The organism is Massilia alkalitolerans DSM 17462 (assembly GCF_000427785.1).
In the GTDB taxonomy this organism is placed as follows: Bacteria; Pseudomonadota; Gammaproteobacteria; order Burkholderiales; family Burkholderiaceae_D; genus Telluria; species Telluria alkalitolerans.
The window spans coordinates 16,425-35,271 of sequence record NZ_ATYR01000039.1 but is presented as its reverse complement, the minus strand read 5'-3'; the positions used below and the strand labels follow the sequence as shown (position 1 = coordinate 35,271).

The following is an 18,847-nucleotide window of genomic DNA, read 5'->3' as shown; positions in this document are numbered from 1 at the left end:
TATGAAAAATAATATCTGCCCAGTTTGCGAGGAAGGCCACCTCACGCTTGAAGTTAAAAAACTGCAACAAGAATTTGGCACGTCAATTGTCGAGGTGATGCATCGGTCACATTGGTGCGATGCGTGTGGATTAGATATTGCTACGACTGAAGATCTCAAATTAAACGCGAGGGCAATGCGTGCTGCGGAGAGATTTGCACAGGGAAAGCTTACGGGTGCGGAAATTGCAGCTATTCGCAAACAGCTCCGTATTACTCAAGAAGCAGCGGGGAAGCTTTTCGGTGGCGGTCCTGTAGCGTTTTGCAAGTATGAAAATGACGAGACTCCTCCTTCGGATGCAATGGAGAACCTACTGTGGGCTTCGAGAGAGCTCCCTGGAGTAGCAGCCAAGTTAGCACTCCGGCATGGAGTTAAGATCGACCCGGTAGTTACTGAAAAAGATGAGGTTCAAAGTAACATTTGCGTAGAGTTCATCCCGGCTGGCGCCGCCAATGGAAGAGAAATCGCAGTAGCGATAAGTGCAGCGAAAGAAGCTACAAAACGCTCTTGGGCAAGCTATGGAACTTGGGCTATGAATGGAATGAAAGCTTCTAACCAAGAATTTTTGACTATGCCGGAATACGCATAATGAAGGTTTCGCCACTTCAGCCAAAAGGCATTGCTTTCGAAGAGATTTCGATTGAGTGCGCTAGAGATGAGCATGGGAATCCTATTCCGGCAATTGACTTTGATTTTCAAAATGTTCGTCTTCAATGCGAAGTCGGACATGCTGACTATGACGATGACGATGAGTCTGAGGCGACTATCGGAAGTTCGATGCTAGTTTCGGTAAGACTGCGAATAGAAAATACTGAAGGAAAAATAGCCCCATACAAATTGAATGTTGCCGTTTCTGGCTTGTTCAAATGGTTGCCAAAAGATACTGAGTTCGAAAAGCGAAAAGATCTAATTGTCGTCAATGGCGCCACCATACTTTATGGCGCAATTCGCGAAATGACATTAAATGTAACTTCGCGGTCGACATCTGGCCCGTTACTTTTGCCGGCTGTGAATTTTGAAGACAATCGCCCGTCACTGATGGCAAAGCAGTAAATGAGAAGTTTTAATTCAGTCAAATAACGAATTAGTTGTCTTAGAAGCTCTTTTTTGGAAGAGACCAAAAGGTCTCTTCCATGTCATATGTTACGCGGCTGAATCATCCAAATGAACTTTCGCCGCCAGCGTCGGACGAATTGTGTTATAGGCTGGGCTCATTTCGTCAGCTAAAGCCGAATACACAGCGTAAGCGGTTTCTTTTGCTCCGCCAACCGAAAGTACTCCCTTTGGGCTAATCTTTCCTGCGATACCTGCCCATTTAGAGCTACGTGTCCAGTCAATTCGTTTCAACTCGAGAGCTAACGCTTTTGCGTTAGCTCTGCGTGTATCATCGTCATCGATTTGATGCAAGCCAGAGCCCAATGCTCCAATAGCTGCGAACACGGCAGGTGCTCCCGCCAATTTATTTTCTCGGTCTTCAAGTGCGGGACCAATAGAATCAGTAACAGCACTAAACCACTCCACGGCAGCCTTTTCGATCTTCGGTAGGTCCGACTCGTTAAGCGGGACTGGACGACTGCCGTACTGGACGCCGTTAATTCCTTTTGCGAATGTGACACAAGCGTTTCGCAAGGAAGTAATGGTAAGAATATGCGGGTCTGTTGAGCGTAACTGACGACGCACCTTATTCACTCGATCTCGCAGGAAGGGTACTTGCCTCTCCAATTCGCGTGTCACCCTGGTAATAGGATCGCGCGCATCCATACCTAAACTTACCGCTGCGTTAGGACGAACCCCAAGCGTATTCAGATCATGGAATGCCTGGCGTGCCCACGCCTTATCACGGCCATGACAAATGTAAACAGGGACGAACAATTGTTTTGTTTCGGGATCAATATTTGCAGCTTCATGACGTGCTGCAAGCTGGGTCTCCCCATCGATTGCAACAAGCTTTTGATCCCACGGAATCTGGATCAAATAAGACCCATCCTCGCGCTCCTCCATTTCTAGCTTTTGCTCGACGTACAAAGTAATCGGTGGGGTAATGCCATCTGCACCGTTTTTCAGCTCAACAATATAGTCTGCATAAGCAGGCACATTTTTGCGTTTAGCTCCTTCGAACATTCGCTGTACTTCCTCGCGGACACTGAGCATATCCTGTAGCTCCTTGGAAGTATCCAACTTCTTCTTGTTTTCGCTATGACGGGGGTCAGGTGCGATCTGAAAAAGTTGTGCTGCCATCAAGCGTCCAAGGAAACGATGGTCGTCAAGCGGCGTGCCCATGATGAGGTGCCCGTTGGTCGGAGTCAATTTAGACATGTTAAACCTTCTTACTTAGGTTGAAAGGTCTGGCTCAATGGCTTACCATGTCGGTTCCTAGACGCATAGGTTCGCCTGTGCCAGCGCTCCCTTAAGTCTTCAGGCTTAAGGGAGCGTTTTTATTATGTACCTAACTCGACCATGCGTCAACTCGAGTTGACCTTATTTTTTCTCGAGTTACGAAGATTGACTATGGATCGTAGGCTAACGTAACTCGAGTAGGGTGGGATGTACATGAAGCTCATCGTGCGGCAACCCACTGTCCACCGCTACTCTGCGGAGACGTGTGCTAGCCACATGGCAACCTCGGCTGTGAACTTGGCTGCATTTACCCCTCGGATCTACGTCTCTACACGACTATGCGAACTCGACAGCGCGCACATGTCTACCGTTGCGTAGCGCCTCAGCGAAGACACTAGTTGAGAAACCGACAAGAGCTACTCTAAGGTCCAGCGGTATGCCGCGGCGCGCAGTGCGTTGCCGACCTTCTTCACATGTATCTTGACGCTCTTGGCTAAAGCTTCCACAAACTCCGTATCGTACTGGTCCACCGACTTTCCTCGTGTGGAATTCAAGGCGCGTGCAACCTGATTTAAGTTGCGACCAATCAAGAGCAGCTGGCGATTTGACTCCCCAAGAATATCGATTTCCTGAGTGCCGAACTGTGGCTGGCCCGTCAAACTTGCTCGAATCAGTGCAACAGTCCATGCGGTGGACTTATCGAAGCCATCAGCCCTAGCGCGTGTCTCGACTGCTTTAAGCTCAGATGCCGTTAGCGACAGATAAATTCGATGACGTTTTTTTTCGATACCCTCGTGCGTCGTAAACGCATCAGCTGGCTTGGTCACTTTCGCTTCGCTTCGGGTGGAGGACTCAGGAAGTTTCAGCTTGTCAGCCCCTGTGAGCTTCTGGATTACCCGGCAAAGTGCTTCGCCCGAACTTACGCCATTCGCCTTGCAGTACTCATCCCACGGCTCCTTTAGCTGCCCGATTTCAAAGCTCGTTACGACTCGTTTTTTTTTGCAGTCGCTGATTTCCCATGCTCTTCCATAACAATAAACTCTCTTCATGACAATGATGGCTACCGTTCGCTTTCGTCCATTTGTATTACAAGTGGTGGCGAAAGCCTATCCTGCGCTAGTCTCTACAGTTCTTGGTAATACCAAGAACCTCTGCAAACGTGCCTTAGTACGGTTCGCTTGAAGAGACAGCGGGTTGACTATGGCGGGCAGCGAATGCTCTAGCATGTTCTAACATGTCAAAAATTGACGCATGACCCATGATGTAGGCTTCCTGCATAGCTAGATCTTGAGCATCTGGATATATGCCTTCAAGCGCAAAGTTGGCCCGCATGGCGTGAACCTGATTCCGCCGCTTTTCCTGTCGACTAATCATCTGCTTGATTATCTAAGTTTAGGGGAGGCAAACAAATTGTGATCGTAGTATCTCGATAATGCGCAAGGGAAAAGACGTTGTTCTTAGGCGCCATGTCGCTAGAGTATGCAAAACAACGCCTACCATAATCACCTTGTTCATCCATCCACTGGCGCTCGGCCTCAGAAATAGGTCTCTGGTTCGTCAGTCTTTTCATATTTCACGGTAAAGAATTTGTTAGCTGTGCACCGTCGTGATGTCTCTTATGAAGTATTCAGCTCTCCTGCATCGTTACGTGTGGAGCTTCACCTCCGCGCATACGCGAAATGCGGAAGTAAAGCTGAGCCAGCAGTGCGCAGCCTCAAGCAGCTAGTGATGCCTGGCAGGTTAGCCCTCTTCGTTATCGTCACTAACCGTGGAAGTTAGTTGAGCACGCCTGTTAAGCAAACGACGGACGATTCCTTCCGGAAGATTCTGATGGGCCTTAAGCAATTGTTCTTCACTGAGCTCCATCAAGTTTCCGTCTAGTTGAGAGAGTTCATCCACATGACGCTGTGCTTGTGCCCTGAGCTCTGCTTTGACTTGTGCTCGCTTCTCGCGGTCTAATCGCGCGGTGTGTCCCTCCGTTAGAGAAAAACTGGAAGGGTGAGACGCGAAGTATCGAGCAAGCCCGATGGGACTGCGAACGGTACCGGCTTTCATCTTTGCCGAAATTTCATCTAGAGCATCTTGCTGGATTTCAGGCGGGAGCTGGAGGATCACCTGTTGGAGCGTCGACAATGCGCTAGCCTCTAGGTTAGGAAAGTCCCAAATTAGATTGCTTGTGGTCGGGGGCTCGGGGTTAGTGTTAGTGTTAGATATAGAGTTAATGTTAGAGTTAGTGTTACCGGCCGGGCTATCGATACCCTGCCGATAGGGTATGGTTACCCTATATCCGTGCGATGCTAGAGCGTCTTCAAACTGCTTCCGTAGATTGGAGTCCGCTTGTCCAGGCTTGTTTTCTTTTGGTGGAAGCCTAGGAAGGAAATCTTCCAGGTACTTGTCGCGCCAATCGATGGGGATAGTGTCAATTTGTTTTAAAGTGTTCGACCGTAGAGTAGTGGCAACAGCCATCTTCGCCGAGTTATGGTCCCACCAGATCTTTACCCAGACGAATCCTGATTTAGTGTCATACAAGATTAGTTTTGATTCAACTAAGCGTTTCAGAATTGTAACTAGTTGGTCGGCTGTCCAGCCCATCTCGGCCGCGGCGATACGTGGGACGATCTGGTAGACGCCAATGATGTTTGAGTACGGTGATGTGAGCAGATAAAGCAAAGTGGCTTTGTCTTCTTGCGTGCGATCGGCAACTCGTGGCGAACGCCAAAACTCTGCATCGTTTACGGTTCTTTGACGGCCCATTCCTATTGCTCCGCTGGCATTTGGCCGTTCAGAAGTTCGGCAATGTGGTTGCTGCGGAAATATACGCGCCGGCCGATTTTGAGGCGTCTAGGTTTCAAAAACCGCGAGAGGGGAGTGTTGCTGTTTAGTGAGATTCGTAATCCTTGTGGACTGCGATCAAGAAGTTCTGCCAACTGGCACAGAGTGAGTAAAGGACCATATTTACTCAGCAGGACTTGTTCCATTTCCATTTTCGTGTTCCTAAAGTGCCCGAGCAGAAGCACTCTGCAGTAAGAGCAGAGTTGTTGTGTAGGGCGAGGTGAGTGAAGACGGCGTTCGCACTGATTCGTCGGTATGACAACCGATATGCAATGCGAAGCCTTAGTGCGACAGTCAGGAACGACTAGAAATTTGGGTACGGCAAGGACATAAGCCCGGCCAGGTTACTGCAGATATGTTAGACGACGGGGAAACTTAATCCCATCCACACTATATGCGTAAGTTACCGTAAATGTTACGGCAAGTAAAGTATATTTGGCGAAGAAGCTTTATGGTTCTTCGTTTGCGTGTGTTGTGGGTCGTTGAGCCGGTGTGAGGGTCTTTATGGCGTCGAGCTTGGCTACCAGATCCTCGGCTCGTAGATGCGTGTATCGTCGGAGCATCTGCATCGACTTATGCCCGCTAATCGCGGCGACTTCCTGGTCGCTCAAACCGCCTTCAACTAGACGGCTGACTGCTTCGTGGCGTAAGTCGTGAAAGTGCAGGTCGACGATGCCCAAATCGGCTTTTATATCGCTCCAGATTTTTGCAAACTGGTATGGCCGCCGTGCCCCGTCCTTACCTGGCTCGCCAAAGAACACCAGAGCAGTGTCTTGTGGCCTGAGGGGATTTGCGAGTGCTTTCTTGAGGGTTGCTGTCGCACTTGCCGTTAAGGGTACTGTGCGGGCAGAGTCGTTTTTTGTATCTGACAAGCGGACTACGCGGCTGCGCAGATCGACATCTGAGACGCGGAGATTCAAGATCTCGGACTGACGCATCCCCGTCTCGATCGCTATCTGGACCACCCAGCTCAGCATTGGATTGCTGTGCTGCTCAACGGCGTTAAGCAGACGCCTCTCTTCATCCGTGTTCAAGCGGCGGTCTCGACCTTTTCCAGGACTCGGTTTGCGAATCGCAGACACAGGATTGTGGGATAGGCCAAGCCCCCATTCCTGGATAGCGACGGTGAAGAGGTTGCTGAGCATTGCCAGCTCAATGCGTACGGTGTTGTTTGACTTACCAGCGGCTAAGCGATGGTCGCGGTAGGAGGCAACCAGCTCGCTGCTTAACGCTGCCATGGAATACTTCCCCAGAAACGCTGTAAGGTGCCCTGCAGTGATGTTTTCGCTACGTTGGGTGGTCGGCTTCTTCGTTGGCGTGACTTCCGCTAGATAGCGTTGGAGCGCTTCCTGGGCGGTCATGCGCTCGGACCCGCTACGTGAGATGTAGACTCCACGAACCATCTCATCCTCAGTCCTGCGGGCCCAGTCAACCGCATCGCGTTTGAGTCGGAAAGTCTTGGAAGTAGTAGGCCACCCCTTCATGCGCACAAGCGCTTTGTAGGTGCCGGAAGGGGTAGGAACGATGGTTGCCATGAAGCCTCTGTAATTGCTGAGTGTACCGAAAGTGTACTTTTTGCGGATCACAAAGACAAATGGCTTACGTTCTCTGAACGTAAGCCATTGTTTTCACTGCTAATTTCTGGTGCCGACTGCAGGACTCGAACCCGCCACCTGATGATTACAAATCAGAATCGGCACCCCCACCCTGTTGCGTTACCGGCGCCCCGCGTGAGCGGGGCTGGTGTTGCCTTTGGTTTGGTTTGGTGTTGCTTTACGACCTTCATACGGTAACACAAACGCGTTGGTCTTACGCCACGCTCTGCAGGCCGTTTTTCGGTTTTTCAAGTTATCCACAGGGCGCCCTCGAAGTCCAGCCGGTCTCGACTATCCAATTCTCCACTTCATGAGCTCTCCAGCGTAGCAGAGCAGACCCGGGAACATGCATTTTTGGCGGCACTGCACTCGGATTTCGTGCCATGTCGCGTTTGATGCTGCGACTGCTTCTTCCCAGCAGTGTTGCTAGCTCATCAATATCTAAGTATTTTGTCATCTGTCGGCCTACGTAGCACGTCGTAATCAGACGAATGCCCGACTCAACAGCCCGTGTAGCGTCAGCATTTATACGCGCCCTTGAGAATCTCTCTTGCAGGCTAAAATAGCTATGTCGCTGAGGAAACGGTTAAGGCATTTCGGCGCCGGTGAAGCGCGTTGGCGAAACAGTGAGAAACGCCTTGTTGAAGCCATGACCGGTTTGAGACAAAGCCCTCCTTAATTATGCGGCTGAGGTTGGTATTGGTTGCCTTCAAAAGGTCAGAATTGGTTGCCGGTGCGCCTCAACTTGAGTTGTTTCCCATCCGGAATTGCCAAACTTTTGAAAAAGGCACCCCTGACGCATGCGGCTCCCAGGGGCAAAGCTGTAATCTATGAATATCTATCCAAATGGATTAGAGTCGTAGGCACTATGCTTAGCCTTGCTATAGTTAGATATTTTGTAAATTATTCAGAGAAACCATTGTGCTTAACGCCCTAATATTTTAAAGCCTTCAGACTAATGCTGCGCATCTTCTCTACAGTAAAATTTGACGCAATTTGCTGCTCGAACGAAGTGACCATATGCAAACGTTCTGTCAACAAATCGTTTGCAATTTCACAAATCTCTTTTTTAATGATACTTGTCGGTGCTATAAAACCCTTGCCTATACTGAAGTCACAGTAGAGCGACTTCATTTTCACATCATCTTGTAGATTGGCATAATCTTTATGCAATGAACGCTCTGGAAACTCAGAAGCGATTCCACAGACAAAATCGTGCAGACTTTCCAAAATTAGCAAAGCGTGTGTCTTCGCTTTATGAGACCGGAAGTTCTTCCAAAATACGCTCCATTTAATTTCGCCTTGTGCAAGAAGGCACGACGCATTTACCATCAGTGCATATTTCCCTAGCTCTTCAGTTGCTATATTTGCAATAAAGAACGAAGTTGAATATCGATTTCTTGCCAACAGCAAAGCCGCGTCGGCGTGTAGGGTAGTAGCGCTCTCGAGTGCTCGCAACCTACCTTCATACAAAACGGATAAATCCAACTCTTCATTTGCCATAGATTTAATAGTCATTTGCGCCTACCAACTGTGTCAAACACATTGTGCCAGGTAACATTGCTTACGTACGTATAGGTCAGCCGCTCATGAGTTTGCCAAGCAGTTTGACATCACCTGTCTTGACGGCCCTTGGACAACCAAGGAGCAGGTTGCGGTTGCTTCATCTTTTCCGACGAGGCTAATGCAAATGACGGATGAAAATTTCGACATTCTTGAGCAGAGTGGGTACGAGGCTGCAGCTGTTGGAACGATAGTATTTCAGTTCGTTTGAATCATCTCAGCCGAAGCTATACTACCGCAGGCGAAAAGCTCTTCGCCCGAGATTGTGTCTATTCAGACTTCGATGCAGCAGATGCAATCAAAGCAGTAGTTTTCGGAAGCGTAAACTCAAGCACCGTGATTAAAGCTTCGGCCTCCTTGTGGGTCAGCGGCGGAATGGGCGAGCGATAAGTCTTCTCATTTCTACGGTCGTGTGCGTCCATTACGACCTTGCGCATTGCCAAGTCCAGTTCAAGCACGTCACAGAACTTACTGAACGCTGTAGAGCGATGTCCAGGCACATCACCAGGACGTACAGAAAAGTGAAGTAGGGTCGCTGTCGCTAAGCTGTGCAGACCCTCATAAGCGAGCATGTAGCGGCTATGTGCATTGATGCTCGCATTTTTCGAATCTTTAAGTGTGCTCATGGCGACGGCCAAATACTGCTGCAGTTCAGCCTCGTCGCGGTCTGCTTCTTTGAACGTTCGATTCTTCAGCAGATTGATAAATTCGTCCGGACGTTCAATCATTGGAAATCACCATAATCTTGTTTCCCTCTAATATCTTCTGCAAGAAAGGCTGTTGTTTTGCGGTCTCCCACTCTTCAATCCCGTACTGTAGAAGATGAATCGGGCGAGATAGCTCTTGTTCCACTTTCGCAAAAATTCCGTTCAACACTAGCCCATCGGTATCGCTGACAAGTAGCAAATCGATATCACTGTTAGCGTGGTCTGTCTTGTTCGCGACAGAGCCAAAGATGAATGCTAACGATACCGTATCCGCGACAGGGAGGAGCGCGTCGCTCAATCGCTCCTTCAACCCGAAAGTCTTGAAGCATATGGAACGGAGTTCCTCGTAAAGGGGGAAGTCAGGGTTGATGCTTACCTGGCGTAGGTTGCTGACACGTTCATCCTTGGCTACGCCAGCGTCAATCAATCGGTTGAGCTCGCGCTGTCCTGAGCCACGGCCGGCACCTGACTTACGTAGCAGGTCATTAAACGAGTACGCCTGGTCAGGGTGGAGAAGCAGAGTAGTTAGCAGTTGCTGCTGCTTAGGGCCGAACATGAAGTCAGCGATTCCCATGCAAGAATCCTTTCACAAATTGGAACCAATTTAGTTCCAATCGTATCACATTTGGTTCCGTTGCCGCAAAATCTTAGTGCAGGTATTGCCAGTTTCACACGTCAGAGATTGAGCAAGTACTACGTTAGTGGTTCTGTACAGTGAACCAATACTAGGCTTAGCATCTTGGGGGCGACGTATCGGCCGCTAAGAACGTAATGATGACAAGAGTTCAAGATGATGTGGTCGCAACCGAAGTTGCTAGCCAACGCTTCGGTCCACGGTATAAGGCGTTCCGGTGATTTTGGGCGCCGAAGCAACGGTCCGAGCGGCCGCCGTAGAACAGTGTCCTCTCGGCCAACACCACTAACAATTCTCCTGAAATTTACCTAACATGAACCCGGCAATGGTACCGACCAATTCGATGGCCGCAATAGCTTCAGTCTTTGTTAGCGTCGGGAGCCACGGGCGGCCGTGACCTGTACCTTCCTTGTTGCGAAGCTTGTTCACCGCGCATGCTGCTTGGAACATTGAGCGTTCCAGTGCTTTGGTCGGTGGTTCTCCCGGCGCCGGCTGCTGCTCAGGTACCGTCAGCCCGATTGCCATGTAGGCCTGGCCTAGCAGAGCCTGAAAGTTGACATTGGTTGGATACTGTCCCCACCGGCTTTGGATGATGTGGGCTGCTGTTGCCTCCAGCAGGTCTTTACCAGTTCCTGACAAAAGGGCCGCGTCTTCCACTCCCTTCTGAGCCCGACGCGCGTACGCCATCAAGGCCTTCGTGAGTTCTCTTCCGGACAAGCTCTCGAGGACTTTAGCCCGTAGGTCACCATCAGAAGATAAGGTGAAGCCCTCGGCATCGAACGCAGCAACCGCGTTATGAATCGCTTCTTGTCCCACATAGTTCGGAGATTGCTCTCGGAAGCCGCCGCTTGTCTTCACCTTCGCAATAAGCTCCGAGACAAATTTAGACCCGCTACTGACGTTATTGTCTATGGCCCAGTAGAGGATGGCGCGAACCCGTTTAGCTTTTCCGACCGTTTGGCCTTGCGCCTTAGGGTCTCCAGGCGTCAAGCTGTTTCGTTGGACGAAGAACTCGATATCGGAGTGACTGGGCACTCTACGCTCATCACCAGGTTTCGAGTCGTCTACGAGTTGAGCTAGTGCAGCGATTGTTGCGTCTGTTAAGGGAGCTGTCATGGGTTCGTTCTCGCGTATGGTCGTGTTCTTCAGCTGCGGGCTGAAATGTCGCACGTGTTACCGGAGAGCTTAGACGCTACTGTTCGCTGCTGTCTAGTTCGGCGGAGAACTCGTTCTCACAGCACGCAGAGAGTTTGCTCGGCGGCGTACAGCTCTAGTATTGATATCGCCGGCCTAAGGGTCAGCTTGCTGCCCTTATCTTGTAGTGCTTTGCTTAGCCGAGGGAAGTCAAGTTTGTTTACGCGTAATCAGAGTGTTTGTGTACAGCTTTGGCTTTTAGTTAAGATGTCGAGATTGACCTGGCCCGGCCGAGTCCCGCCTGAGCCGTCCTTCACGGTTACACAAGTACTCAGCCGCTGAGTCGGCCAGGAGCCGTGACGTCGCGCTATCTTGATAGTTTTAGAATGTCGCGCGCTACCGGAACGTATGTCTCAATCAGGCGTATTAACGTTTCAGTTCCATAAACAAGGGCCGACGAATCTGGGTATTGATAGGATGTTTGGCTGCGCCGCTCCTGCATCGTACGAACAAAAGACCTGTCAGAGTCGTTCATTCCAAGTTCCCTGCAAACAACCTGCATCGCGCTATCAGTTCCCACTTGTACGTCGTAATGCTCATATAGAGCATGACAAAGTTGGGAGAAACCCTCATATGCTGCGGAGAAGGCAGGCATTGGGAAGCAGGGCTGTAACAGCTTGCACGCAGCCAGGTAGCCCTGTGAGTTTTTCAGCAACGCATCTTGCACCACAGCCTTTTCAGGTATCGCCTTGAAAGACGTCGTGTCGAGGACCGTTTCATGTTCTTGAGAAGATTGCATTTTTATACCTAGAATTTTTGTTGGACGATTTTTTTGCGGATACCGTAACCTGTGTCTGCTCTTGAGGTAGGAACGGCTCACTTATGTAGCCACACGAGTTATATGTGGCAGCGTCGCCTGTTCGTTTTCTAGCAAGCATGCTGAACACTGTCCACAGTAGGCTCGGCCGGCTCCGAATCTCATCTAGTGGCTGAGGACTTCAGCCGCACGACACGACTCGGCCCAATCTCGACTCAGACCAGCAGGGACTATCCGCGCATGATTGGGCTAGCTAGCGCCCGCCTCAAATTTCGCAAATTCTTGGGCACGGCCGTATGAGTAGAACGGTATTCCTCTATACTTCTCGGTCTAAATTCACAGTTTTGTCAAAGGTACCGATAGCATGGGGTTGCCTATAGTTCCGGCACATACATTCCTGGCGAACGGCGGGGATATGGGAGCCATGATGCGAGACCACGACTGGTCAAATTCGCCTCTCGGCGGCCCGGAGTCTTGGCCACAGTCGCTGCGCGCTGTCGTCAGTATGATGCTGAACTCAAAATTTCCCATGTTTATTGCTTGGGGAGCAGAGCTGGGCTTTCTCTACAACGATGCCTACGCGCATATCCTCGGGAACAAGCATCCCTCAGCGCTGGGTGGCCGGTTTCAGGAAATCTGGTCTGAGATTTGGACTGACATTTTGCCAATCATTGAGCAGGCTCTGGAAGGACACGCCGTCTATTACGAAAACTTGCCGTTCTCGATGAACCGCAACGGGCACGATGAAAAAACTTGGTTTACTTTCTCTTACTCTCCAGTACGTGACGAAGATGGCCAAGTAGGGGGTATGTTTTGTGCCTGCACTGAGACGACCGGGCAAGTGCTGGCGGAGCAGCATCGTGCTCAAGAGCTCACCCGTCTGCGGCAGCTGTTCCAACAAGCCCCAGGCATCATTGCTGTCCTGCGAGGACCGACTCACGTCTTCGACATTGCAAATGAGGCCTATCTGCGACTCGTTGGCCATCGAGACCCTATCGGTAAAGCAATACGCGAGGCTCTTCCTGAGCTTAGTGGCCAGGGATTCTTTGAACTACTAGACGAAGTGTATGCGACTGGTCGGCCGTATTTTGGCAACGAAGTACCAGTGAGGTTGCAGCGGCAGCCTCAAGGTGTGCTTGAGGAGCGTTTCGTAAACTTCATCTACCAGCCAACGTATGACTATCGTGGGAACATCACTGGTATTTTCGTCGAAGGAAGTGACGTTACAGACTCGGTAAAGGTTCACCAAGCTCTGCAGAAGAGCGAGAGTGAGCTACGAGCCGCCAACCGTCGAAAGGACGAGTTCCTGGCTATGCTGGCACACGAGCTGCGTAATCCACTTGCGCCCATTGCTAGTGCATCCGCGTTGCTCAGAATCAGCCCTAAGAATGAAGCGCTTGTTCGCAGGAGTAGCGAGGTCATAACTCGTCAAGTTGAGCACATGACTGAGTTAGTGGATGACTTGCTGGACGTGTCTCGTGTGACACGAGGCTTGGTCACGTTGCAGCTTGAGACGCTCAGTCTCGGCAGTGTGCTGGAGGTAGCTGTCGAGCAGGTTCGCCCGCTCGTTGAAGCGAAGGAGCATGAGCTTGTTGTGCAACTACCGAATGTTGATTTGTTGGTGAGGGGAGACCGTACTCGTCTGATTCAGGCCTTCTCGAACATTCTTAACAATGCAGCGAAGTACACGCCCCAACATGGACAAATCGTGTTGCACGTTATCGCCGACAGTGAGCACGTACAGGTAGTCATAGGAGACAACGGGATTGGCATTGCACCGAGTTTGCTACCTGATATCTTCACCCTGTTCACCCAAGCAGAGAGGTCGTCAGACCGCGCTCAAGGTGGACTGGGACTTGGTTTAGCACTTGTGAAAAGCTTAGTCGAAATGCAGGGCGGCAGAGTCGCTGCGCATAGCGATGGGCCTGAGCAAGGCAGCCGATTTACTGTCTGGCTTCCTCGCGTCTTAAGCAGTGAGATACCGAGCGGCCCGAGTAGAGAAAACTGCGTCCGGCCAGGCACTGCAGGAACGACAGTGCTAGTCGTTGACGATAACAAGGACGCCGCTGAAACGTTGCATCTGCTACTTGAAGCAATCGGTCACGACGTCTTCGTCGCTCATAGTCCAGAAGAAGCGTTGAAGCTTGCACGCGAAGTATCGCCTGCGATTCTTTTCCTCGATATCGGGCTGCCAGGTATGGATGGGTACGAGCTAGCTCGTCGCCTTCGCGCTCATCCAGCGACTGAGCTCTCAACATTCATTGCGCTAACAGGATATGGTCAGGAAGACGATAGGCAGAATGCGAGTGACGCCGGCTTCGACAGGTTCCTAGTGAAGCCTGTCATGCTAAATGACGTGCTCGATTGGATGGGCGCAGCGAATCTCTAGCGTAGATACAACCGGTAAACTCCTACCTTCCACGTGAGCAGCGCGACAATTTAAGCTCTCTACTGCTCAGTGCATATTTGGGTGCTAACCCGCTCTAAGCACCCATATCTGAGCACTTACGGCGCATTTCCATGTGAAATCGCCGCAGTCTGGAAACGGATAAGTTGCAGTGGGGAACGACAAATTTGGCGTTCAACCCCCTGTCTAATGTATCCAGTCGCTTTATGTGCGATGACCGATATCGATGCGATAGCTTACTAGTCGTCACTAAAGGTTGGACCGGTTGCTCACCGGTTGCTCAAGGGAGCTAGCTCTAACCGACGACACGTCTTAATAATACTACAACGTGCCAGCTACCTGCCCTCGATGTTGAAGGCTGGAACGAGCTGCGTGAGTACCGTTTTTAAGACTCCGCTCCAGGTATGTACTTCAGCGAGGACGAACCCATGGCACGTGCGTTTCGGAAGCTGCTCGAGAAGTGGATGAAAGAACAGACCGCGCTGGCTGGGGCAGAGGCCTAAGATAGGCCAAGATGAAGAGGTCGCCTCAATCTCCGGTTATGTTGGAGGGAAAGCTCCTCTCGCTAGCGGCGCTGCGCTGGGCAACGGTAACGTAAAAGTGGCGGCGTACTCAACTCATCCGTGAGGGTTCGGCCGTCACGTGACAGGCGGAACTGAGCTGCATGCACACGGGTCTCTCCTTCTCCAGATAGCTCTGCTATAAGTGCCAGCTCACGGCCACGTTTAACAACTGCACGCACTGGGCCTGAGCTCTCGTAGTAGGAGATTTTGTTACTCCGCAGCTGCAGCACCGAGTCGTTCAGAGCGTTACCGCAGGCAGAACGCTCCATGTTCCATTCGCCCTGAAACTCACGTGGTACCGATTTAAGCGTCTGCGCAAGAGCGCCTGTAGTCGCGGGAATAGTCAAAAGTAAGGCCAATGCTAGTTTCATCGGAGGTCTATCTTGTCACTCAGCAGACTGGAGAGCCGCTAGGCTATCGCACCTCATGTGTGACCTGCGCACGTTTTGCTTTCTGAAACTATCACCGCAATGAATTATTGCCAGCTCAGCACCGTAGAAAGTTGCATTGTGGAACCAGTTTGTGCAAGAATGGTCACATCCTTTTACTGCTGCCTGTATGCCGTATATCGCCCTGAATTCAGATAACGAAGAAGTAACCGCATCTCACTGCCGCGACGAGTATCTCCGCACCGGGTCAGTAATTTCAGGCTTCAGGTGTGCTTTCTGCCTGTGTACCTACTTTGCGCGAAACATCTACACCGACGGCAAGATAGGTAAAGCCCCGCATTTTTTTGTGACTAGAAATGATGGTCATAAGGGCATGTGCGACGGGACGCCCCTTGATGTGGTTGCAGAGCCAGCGAGCGGCAAGTTAGGTAAGCGAATTCCAGACCAAGATTTTCGCTTCCCAGAGAAGTTTGTAGCCAGGCCAAAACCGCGCATTGTGGCAGCTCCCGCTGGAGGTGACGGCGCAGTCCTTGGTGACGAAGAGATACGAGTACGCCGGCATCGTGCTGGAGAGGAATATGGGTCTGCAACCTTTACCTCCAGTGTCCTGGAAGTCATAGTTGAGTCGAAAAACAAGATTAGTAAGTGGTGCTTCGACGAGGGAAAAAAGCGAAATCTTGATAAAGTTGCGCTTGGCAAGCTTCTTAAGGAGACCGCGAGTAGCTATCCCTTGCAGTTGTTTGACCAAAAGGGCTTGACGTACGAGAGCGCGTTTTGGAGTGCCCACTATGAGCGTTCCAAGTCAGACAAACGCATCTTCCATTCGAAGAATGGCGTAGGCAAAGTTACCTCGACGGGCTTCGTACTACGTTCGGAGTCTCAAGCCATGCTGAAGGATATCGAAGCAAAAAAGGCCGGTCCACGGCCTGTCGAGGTGCACTACCGCGGTGAGGCCTACGATTCGAAGACTCCTCCGCGGGCACACGCCAGGACTCTTGCAGACCTAGCGAATCTGGGCCCCGATGAGACCATCCAATGGTATGCCTATGGCGAAATGACGTCGGATGGGGACACGCTTGTCCTCCATCTCGAGACTTTGGACCATCTTTACTTTCGAAAAGAGAGCAAGTTCAAGGCTCGCACGACTTCGTAGAGCTGGGTGATGTCCGCTAGTATGGCATCGCCCCATCGATGCTCAGGAAGCTCAAGCGTGTCTGGCATTCGATAGGCGATATCGTCGTCTGGTCCATTCCAGGTGACTGACGATAGCAGGCGCGCGCCATCGAAAAACTGTATTACATGGAAGTCGTCGACTTGCTCGAGCGTGCAGGAGAACTCAGCATTGCTCTCTGGCCAGCAGTCCCTGAGCGCCTTGAGCCAAAGTTGCACATCGACCGTCATGGGGGAAAATCGCCAGCCTGACGAATGGCGGCAGCTGATGCTTCAACCAGGCCCCATCTTCCCCCTTCATAGCATCGCAGTCCAACGCTGAAAACTTCTGCCTGGCAGGACTCATCCAGCGAGAGCTCGAACTCATCGATTGCGACGATGCGGAAGGCTCCAAGCGCGATTGGCCGAGACGCGTGCTGCAAGATGAGCGTAGTTGCCTCAGCGCGAGTTCTAGGCGCCGCAGAAATTAGGGTGGCTTCGCCGCATGGAGTAATAAGGTAAGTCTGCATGAAACGTCTCCACAATTGTCGAAGCCTCGTGTAGCTACTTTTGTTAGCCCTGCACATCGGCGACTGACATGATGCTAAGTGCATTCCACCTTACCTATTCTTGGTGTTGCTACTATGGAAAGTCGAAGAAGTCGATGTTTCTGTTGGGCATGTAGCCGCAGGCCACGAAAAAAATAGGTAGGCGCCATGCACAGTGCTAAAATTGCCTACCCTTAACTTTTGGTTCCCTTTCGTATGAAAGTCTTTATCTCGCACCAGCAGGCAGACGCTTTGAAGGCCGGAGAAATCGCACGACATCTAAATTATCAGCATGGTATATCGACCTATCTTGATGTCGTCGACCCGATGATTGGAACGCACCAAGGTCCCGAACTCGCGGAGCATGTTCGTAGAGAGATGGACAACTGCGACAGTTTGCTCGCAGTTGTGTCGCCTTACACCGCTAATTCCCAATGGGTGCCGTGGGAAATCGGCATTGCAACTGAAAAGGACTTTCCACTCGCAACTTTTGCAAGTGGTAACGTTGCGCTTCCGGAGTTTCTCCAGAAGTGGCCTTATATTAAATCAATACTGGAATTGGATAAATACGCCAATGCAGTAAAGCAGATGGCCGGCCGGTCGCGAGCGACAATTGTACGAAAGAATTATACGACGGAATCGTTTAATCAGTCCATGCGAACTACAACCAGCGAATTTTACCGGAAATTGCGTTCCGACTTGGGCCGCTAAAATAATTAAAGATATACGGGGAATGGGATGCCAAGGAAACGTGTTTTTATTAGTTTTGATTACGACCACGACAGTGGTGCGAAGCATATGCTCGCTGGCCAGGCAAAGCTTCCAGATAGTCCGTTTGATTTCGTCGACGCATCCGTCAAAGAGCACTTGACAGGAGACTGGAAGGAGAAGGTCCGTAGGCGAATGAATAATGTAGATATCGTCCTTGTCCTTTGCGGCCAATACACGAATCGAGCAATAGGCGTTACGGAAGAGGTTAAAATCGCGAAGGAATCCGGGAAGCGGTTGATTTTTATCGGGGCGTATCGCGACAGGCAATGTGTGCTGCCTGAAGGGGCAGGCTGGTTCGCCACTATGCATAGCTGGACTTGGGATAATCTCAAGAGCCAAATTGGCTGAGGAGTGACAGTGAGACAGCGGCGCGCACTTATTGTTGGCATTGATTATTACGAACATCAGTCGAAGTTAGCAGGCTGCGTCAACGATGCCATTAATGTCGACCGCGTGCTTAGCCGTGATGAGTATGGAAATGCCAAGAACTTTGACTGCCTGGTAAAAACAGCGAGCAGTAAGGACTCAGCGCTTTCCTGCAAGAGCTTGAGAAAATCTGTAGAAGAACTCTTTAATTATGATGGCGAAGCAGTGTTGTTCTATTTCGCTGGTCATGGTTATGCTGATGCCTCGGACGCCTATCTAATCCCGAGCGACTCTGAGGCTGGCAGTGATGGTCTCGCCTTGTCAGCGGTTTTGAATCTGGCTCATAAATGTAAGGCACGCAATAAAATAATTGTCTTAGATAGTTGCTTCTCTGGAGCTGCAGGGGCTGATTCTTTAAAGCCCGATACTTCGTTAATCAGCGAAGGGATGACGTTGCTTACCGCGTCAACTGCAGACCAATATGCTAGCGAGACTGGCAGCGGAGGCTTGTTTACCCATCTCTTTGTCGATGCCTTAGAAGGCGCCGCATCAGATTTAATCGGGCGTATCACCCCGGGCGCTGTATACGCACATATCGACCAGAGCCTCGGTGACTGGGAGCAGCGTCCAGTTTTTAAGACAAACATCAAGCGATTTTTCTCGTTCCGCTCGGTCAAGCCTAAATTAAATATTGAACAGCTCTTGCGCATTACTGCATTTTTCCCTGAGCCAAAGAGCCGCTTCGCTCTTGACCCAACATATGAGCCCGAAATGAAAGGCCGCGACGAAGGCATGCCGGGTCCAATTGCTGAGCATACTGAGATGTTCTCCCTTTTACAAAAATTCACTCGGCATGGCCTGGTGGTTCCAGTCGGTGTCGACCATATGTGGAATGCTGCAATGGAGAGTCGCAGTTGTGAGCTGACTGCTCTGGGTCAGCACTACCATCGACTAGTGCACAAAAAACTCATTTAGCTGAGCCTGCTATTTCATGTT

16 protein-coding genes are annotated in these 18,847 nt (G+C 50.7%); 7 read left to right on the top strand and 9 right to left on the bottom strand.

Going from position 1 to position 18,847, the window contains the following annotated elements; all coding sequences use genetic code 11:
* Position 1: 1 nt before the first annotated feature.
* A complete protein-coding gene (locus YWC_RS32430) occupies positions 2-628 on the top strand; it encodes a type II toxin-antitoxin system MqsA family antitoxin (protein WP_084416589.1) in 627 nt (208 codons plus the stop codon).
* Positions 628-1,092, top strand: coding sequence for a protein-export chaperone SecB (locus tag YWC_RS32425; protein WP_084416588.1), 465 nt, complete (start codon positions 628-630; stop codon positions 1,090-1,092). Before YWC_RS32430 ends, YWC_RS32425 begins: the two co-directional genes overlap by 1 nt.
* Positions 1,093-1,182: 90 nt before the next feature.
* Here the strand turns inward: YWC_RS32425 and YWC_RS32420 are convergent, their stop codons facing one another.
* The 9 genes from YWC_RS32420 to YWC_RS33115 form a co-directional block, all read right to left on the bottom strand.
* Positions 1,183-2,355 (bottom strand): DNA sulfur modification protein DndB, encoded by a 1,173-nt coding sequence (locus YWC_RS32420; protein WP_084416587.1) that lies wholly within the window; start codon positions 2,353-2,355, stop codon positions 1,183-1,185.
* A 437-nt stretch (positions 2,356-2,792) separates the two neighbouring features.
* The gene (locus YWC_RS33125) at positions 2,793-3,425 is read right to left on the bottom strand and encodes a MobC domain-containing protein (RefSeq protein WP_156923883.1); all 633 of its coding nucleotides are present in this window, start codon (positions 3,423-3,425) and stop codon (positions 2,793-2,795) included.
* 691 nt (positions 3,426-4,116) lie between these two features.
* The gene (locus tag YWC_RS33120; RefSeq protein ID WP_156923882.1) at positions 4,117-5,130 is read right to left on the bottom strand and encodes a hypothetical protein; all 1,014 of its coding nucleotides are present in this window, start codon (positions 5,128-5,130) and stop codon (positions 4,117-4,119) included.
* Positions 5,131-5,657: 527 nt separating this feature from the next.
* Positions 5,658-6,743, bottom strand: coding sequence for a tyrosine-type recombinase/integrase (locus YWC_RS0124620; protein WP_027867764.1), 1,086 nt, complete (start codon positions 6,741-6,743; stop codon positions 5,658-5,660).
* 993 nt (positions 6,744-7,736) lie between these two features.
* On the bottom strand, positions 7,737-8,321 hold the full coding sequence (locus tag YWC_RS32405) for an AbiV family abortive infection protein (protein WP_084416583.1): 585 nt from the start codon (positions 8,319-8,321) through the stop codon (positions 7,737-7,739).
* Positions 8,322-8,635: 314 nt separating this feature from the next.
* Entirely contained in the window at positions 8,636-9,094 is a 459-nt protein-coding gene (locus YWC_RS0124615; RefSeq protein ID WP_027867763.1) for a hypothetical protein, read from the bottom strand.
* Complete coding sequence (locus tag YWC_RS0124610; protein ID WP_027867762.1) at positions 9,087-9,647, bottom strand: nucleotidyltransferase domain-containing protein; 561 nt, start codon at positions 9,645-9,647, stop codon at positions 9,087-9,089. The genes YWC_RS0124615 and YWC_RS0124610 overlap by 8 nt, the downstream gene beginning before the upstream one ends.
* A gap of 345 nt (positions 9,648-9,992) precedes the next feature.
* Positions 9,993-10,742 (bottom strand): abortive infection family protein, encoded by a 750-nt coding sequence (locus YWC_RS0124605; protein ID WP_307177116.1) that lies wholly within the window; start codon positions 10,740-10,742, stop codon positions 9,993-9,995.
* 466 nt (positions 10,743-11,208) lie between these two features.
* Positions 11,209-11,721, bottom strand: a complete 513-nt coding sequence (locus YWC_RS33115; protein ID WP_156923881.1) for a hypothetical protein — start codon at positions 11,719-11,721, stop codon at positions 11,209-11,211.
* A 442-nt stretch (positions 11,722-12,163) separates the two neighbouring features.
* Here YWC_RS33115 and YWC_RS0124600 point away from each other — a divergent pair, with 442 nt between their 5' ends.
* From YWC_RS0124600 to YWC_RS0124575, 5 genes are all read left to right on the top strand, one after another.
* A complete protein-coding gene (locus tag YWC_RS0124600; RefSeq protein ID WP_169728156.1) occupies positions 12,164-14,047 on the top strand; it encodes a hybrid sensor histidine kinase/response regulator in 1,884 nt (627 codons plus the stop codon).
* Positions 14,048-15,135: 1,088 nt separating this feature from the next.
* Positions 15,136-16,170, top strand: a complete 1,035-nt coding sequence (locus YWC_RS33110) for a hypothetical protein (RefSeq protein WP_156923880.1) — start codon at positions 15,136-15,138, stop codon at positions 16,168-16,170.
* Between the two features lie 760 nt (positions 16,171-16,930).
* Complete coding sequence (locus tag YWC_RS32400) at positions 16,931-17,425, top strand: toll/interleukin-1 receptor domain-containing protein (protein ID WP_084416582.1); 495 nt, start codon at positions 16,931-16,933, stop codon at positions 17,423-17,425.
* A gap of 27 nt (positions 17,426-17,452) precedes the next feature.
* On the top strand, positions 17,453-17,833 hold the full coding sequence (locus YWC_RS0124580; RefSeq protein WP_027867758.1) for a TIR domain-containing protein: 381 nt from the start codon (positions 17,453-17,455) through the stop codon (positions 17,831-17,833).
* Between the two features lie 9 nt (positions 17,834-17,842).
* Positions 17,843-18,826: a caspase family protein gene (locus tag YWC_RS0124575; RefSeq protein WP_036215926.1), complete on the top strand. Its 984-nt coding sequence runs from the start codon at positions 17,843-17,845 to the stop codon at positions 18,824-18,826.
* The last annotated feature ends 21 nt before the right edge of the window (positions 18,827-18,847 follow it).

Bases quoted from the DNA above. Each gene is read 5' to 3' on its own strand.
- YWC_RS32430 (WP_084416589.1), top strand. From the start codon at position 2: ATGAAAAATAATATCTGCCCAGTTTGCGAGGAAGGCCACCTCACGCTT.
- YWC_RS32425 (WP_084416588.1), top strand. From the start codon at position 628: ATGAAGGTTTCGCCACTTCAGCCAAAAGGCATTGCTTTCGAAGAGATT.
- YWC_RS32420 (WP_084416587.1), bottom strand. From the start codon at position 2,355: ATGTCTAAATTGACTCCGACCAACGGGCACCTCATCATGGGCACGCCG.
- YWC_RS33125 (WP_156923883.1), bottom strand. From the start codon at position 3,425: ATGAAGAGAGTTTATTGTTATGGAAGAGCATGGGAAATCAGCGACTGC.
- YWC_RS33120 (WP_156923882.1), bottom strand. From the start codon at position 5,130: ATGGGCCGTCAAAGAACCGTAAACGATGCAGAGTTTTGGCGTTCGCCA.
- YWC_RS0124620 (WP_027867764.1), bottom strand. From the start codon at position 6,743: ATGGCAACCATCGTTCCTACCCCTTCCGGCACCTACAAAGCGCTTGTG.
- YWC_RS32405 (WP_084416583.1), bottom strand. From the start codon at position 8,321: ATGACTATTAAATCTATGGCAAATGAAGAGTTGGATTTATCCGTTTTG.
- YWC_RS0124615 (WP_027867763.1), bottom strand. From the start codon at position 9,094: ATGATTGAACGTCCGGACGAATTTATCAATCTGCTGAAGAATCGAACG.
- YWC_RS0124610 (WP_027867762.1), bottom strand. From the start codon at position 9,647: ATGGGAATCGCTGACTTCATGTTCGGCCCTAAGCAGCAGCAACTGCTA.
- YWC_RS0124600 (WP_169728156.1), top strand. From the start codon at position 12,164: ATGATGCTGAACTCAAAATTTCCCATGTTTATTGCTTGGGGAGCAGAG.
- YWC_RS32400 (WP_084416582.1), top strand. From the start codon at position 16,931: ATGAAAGTCTTTATCTCGCACCAGCAGGCAGACGCTTTGAAGGCCGGA.
- YWC_RS0124580 (WP_027867758.1), top strand. From the start codon at position 17,453: ATGCCAAGGAAACGTGTTTTTATTAGTTTTGATTACGACCACGACAGT.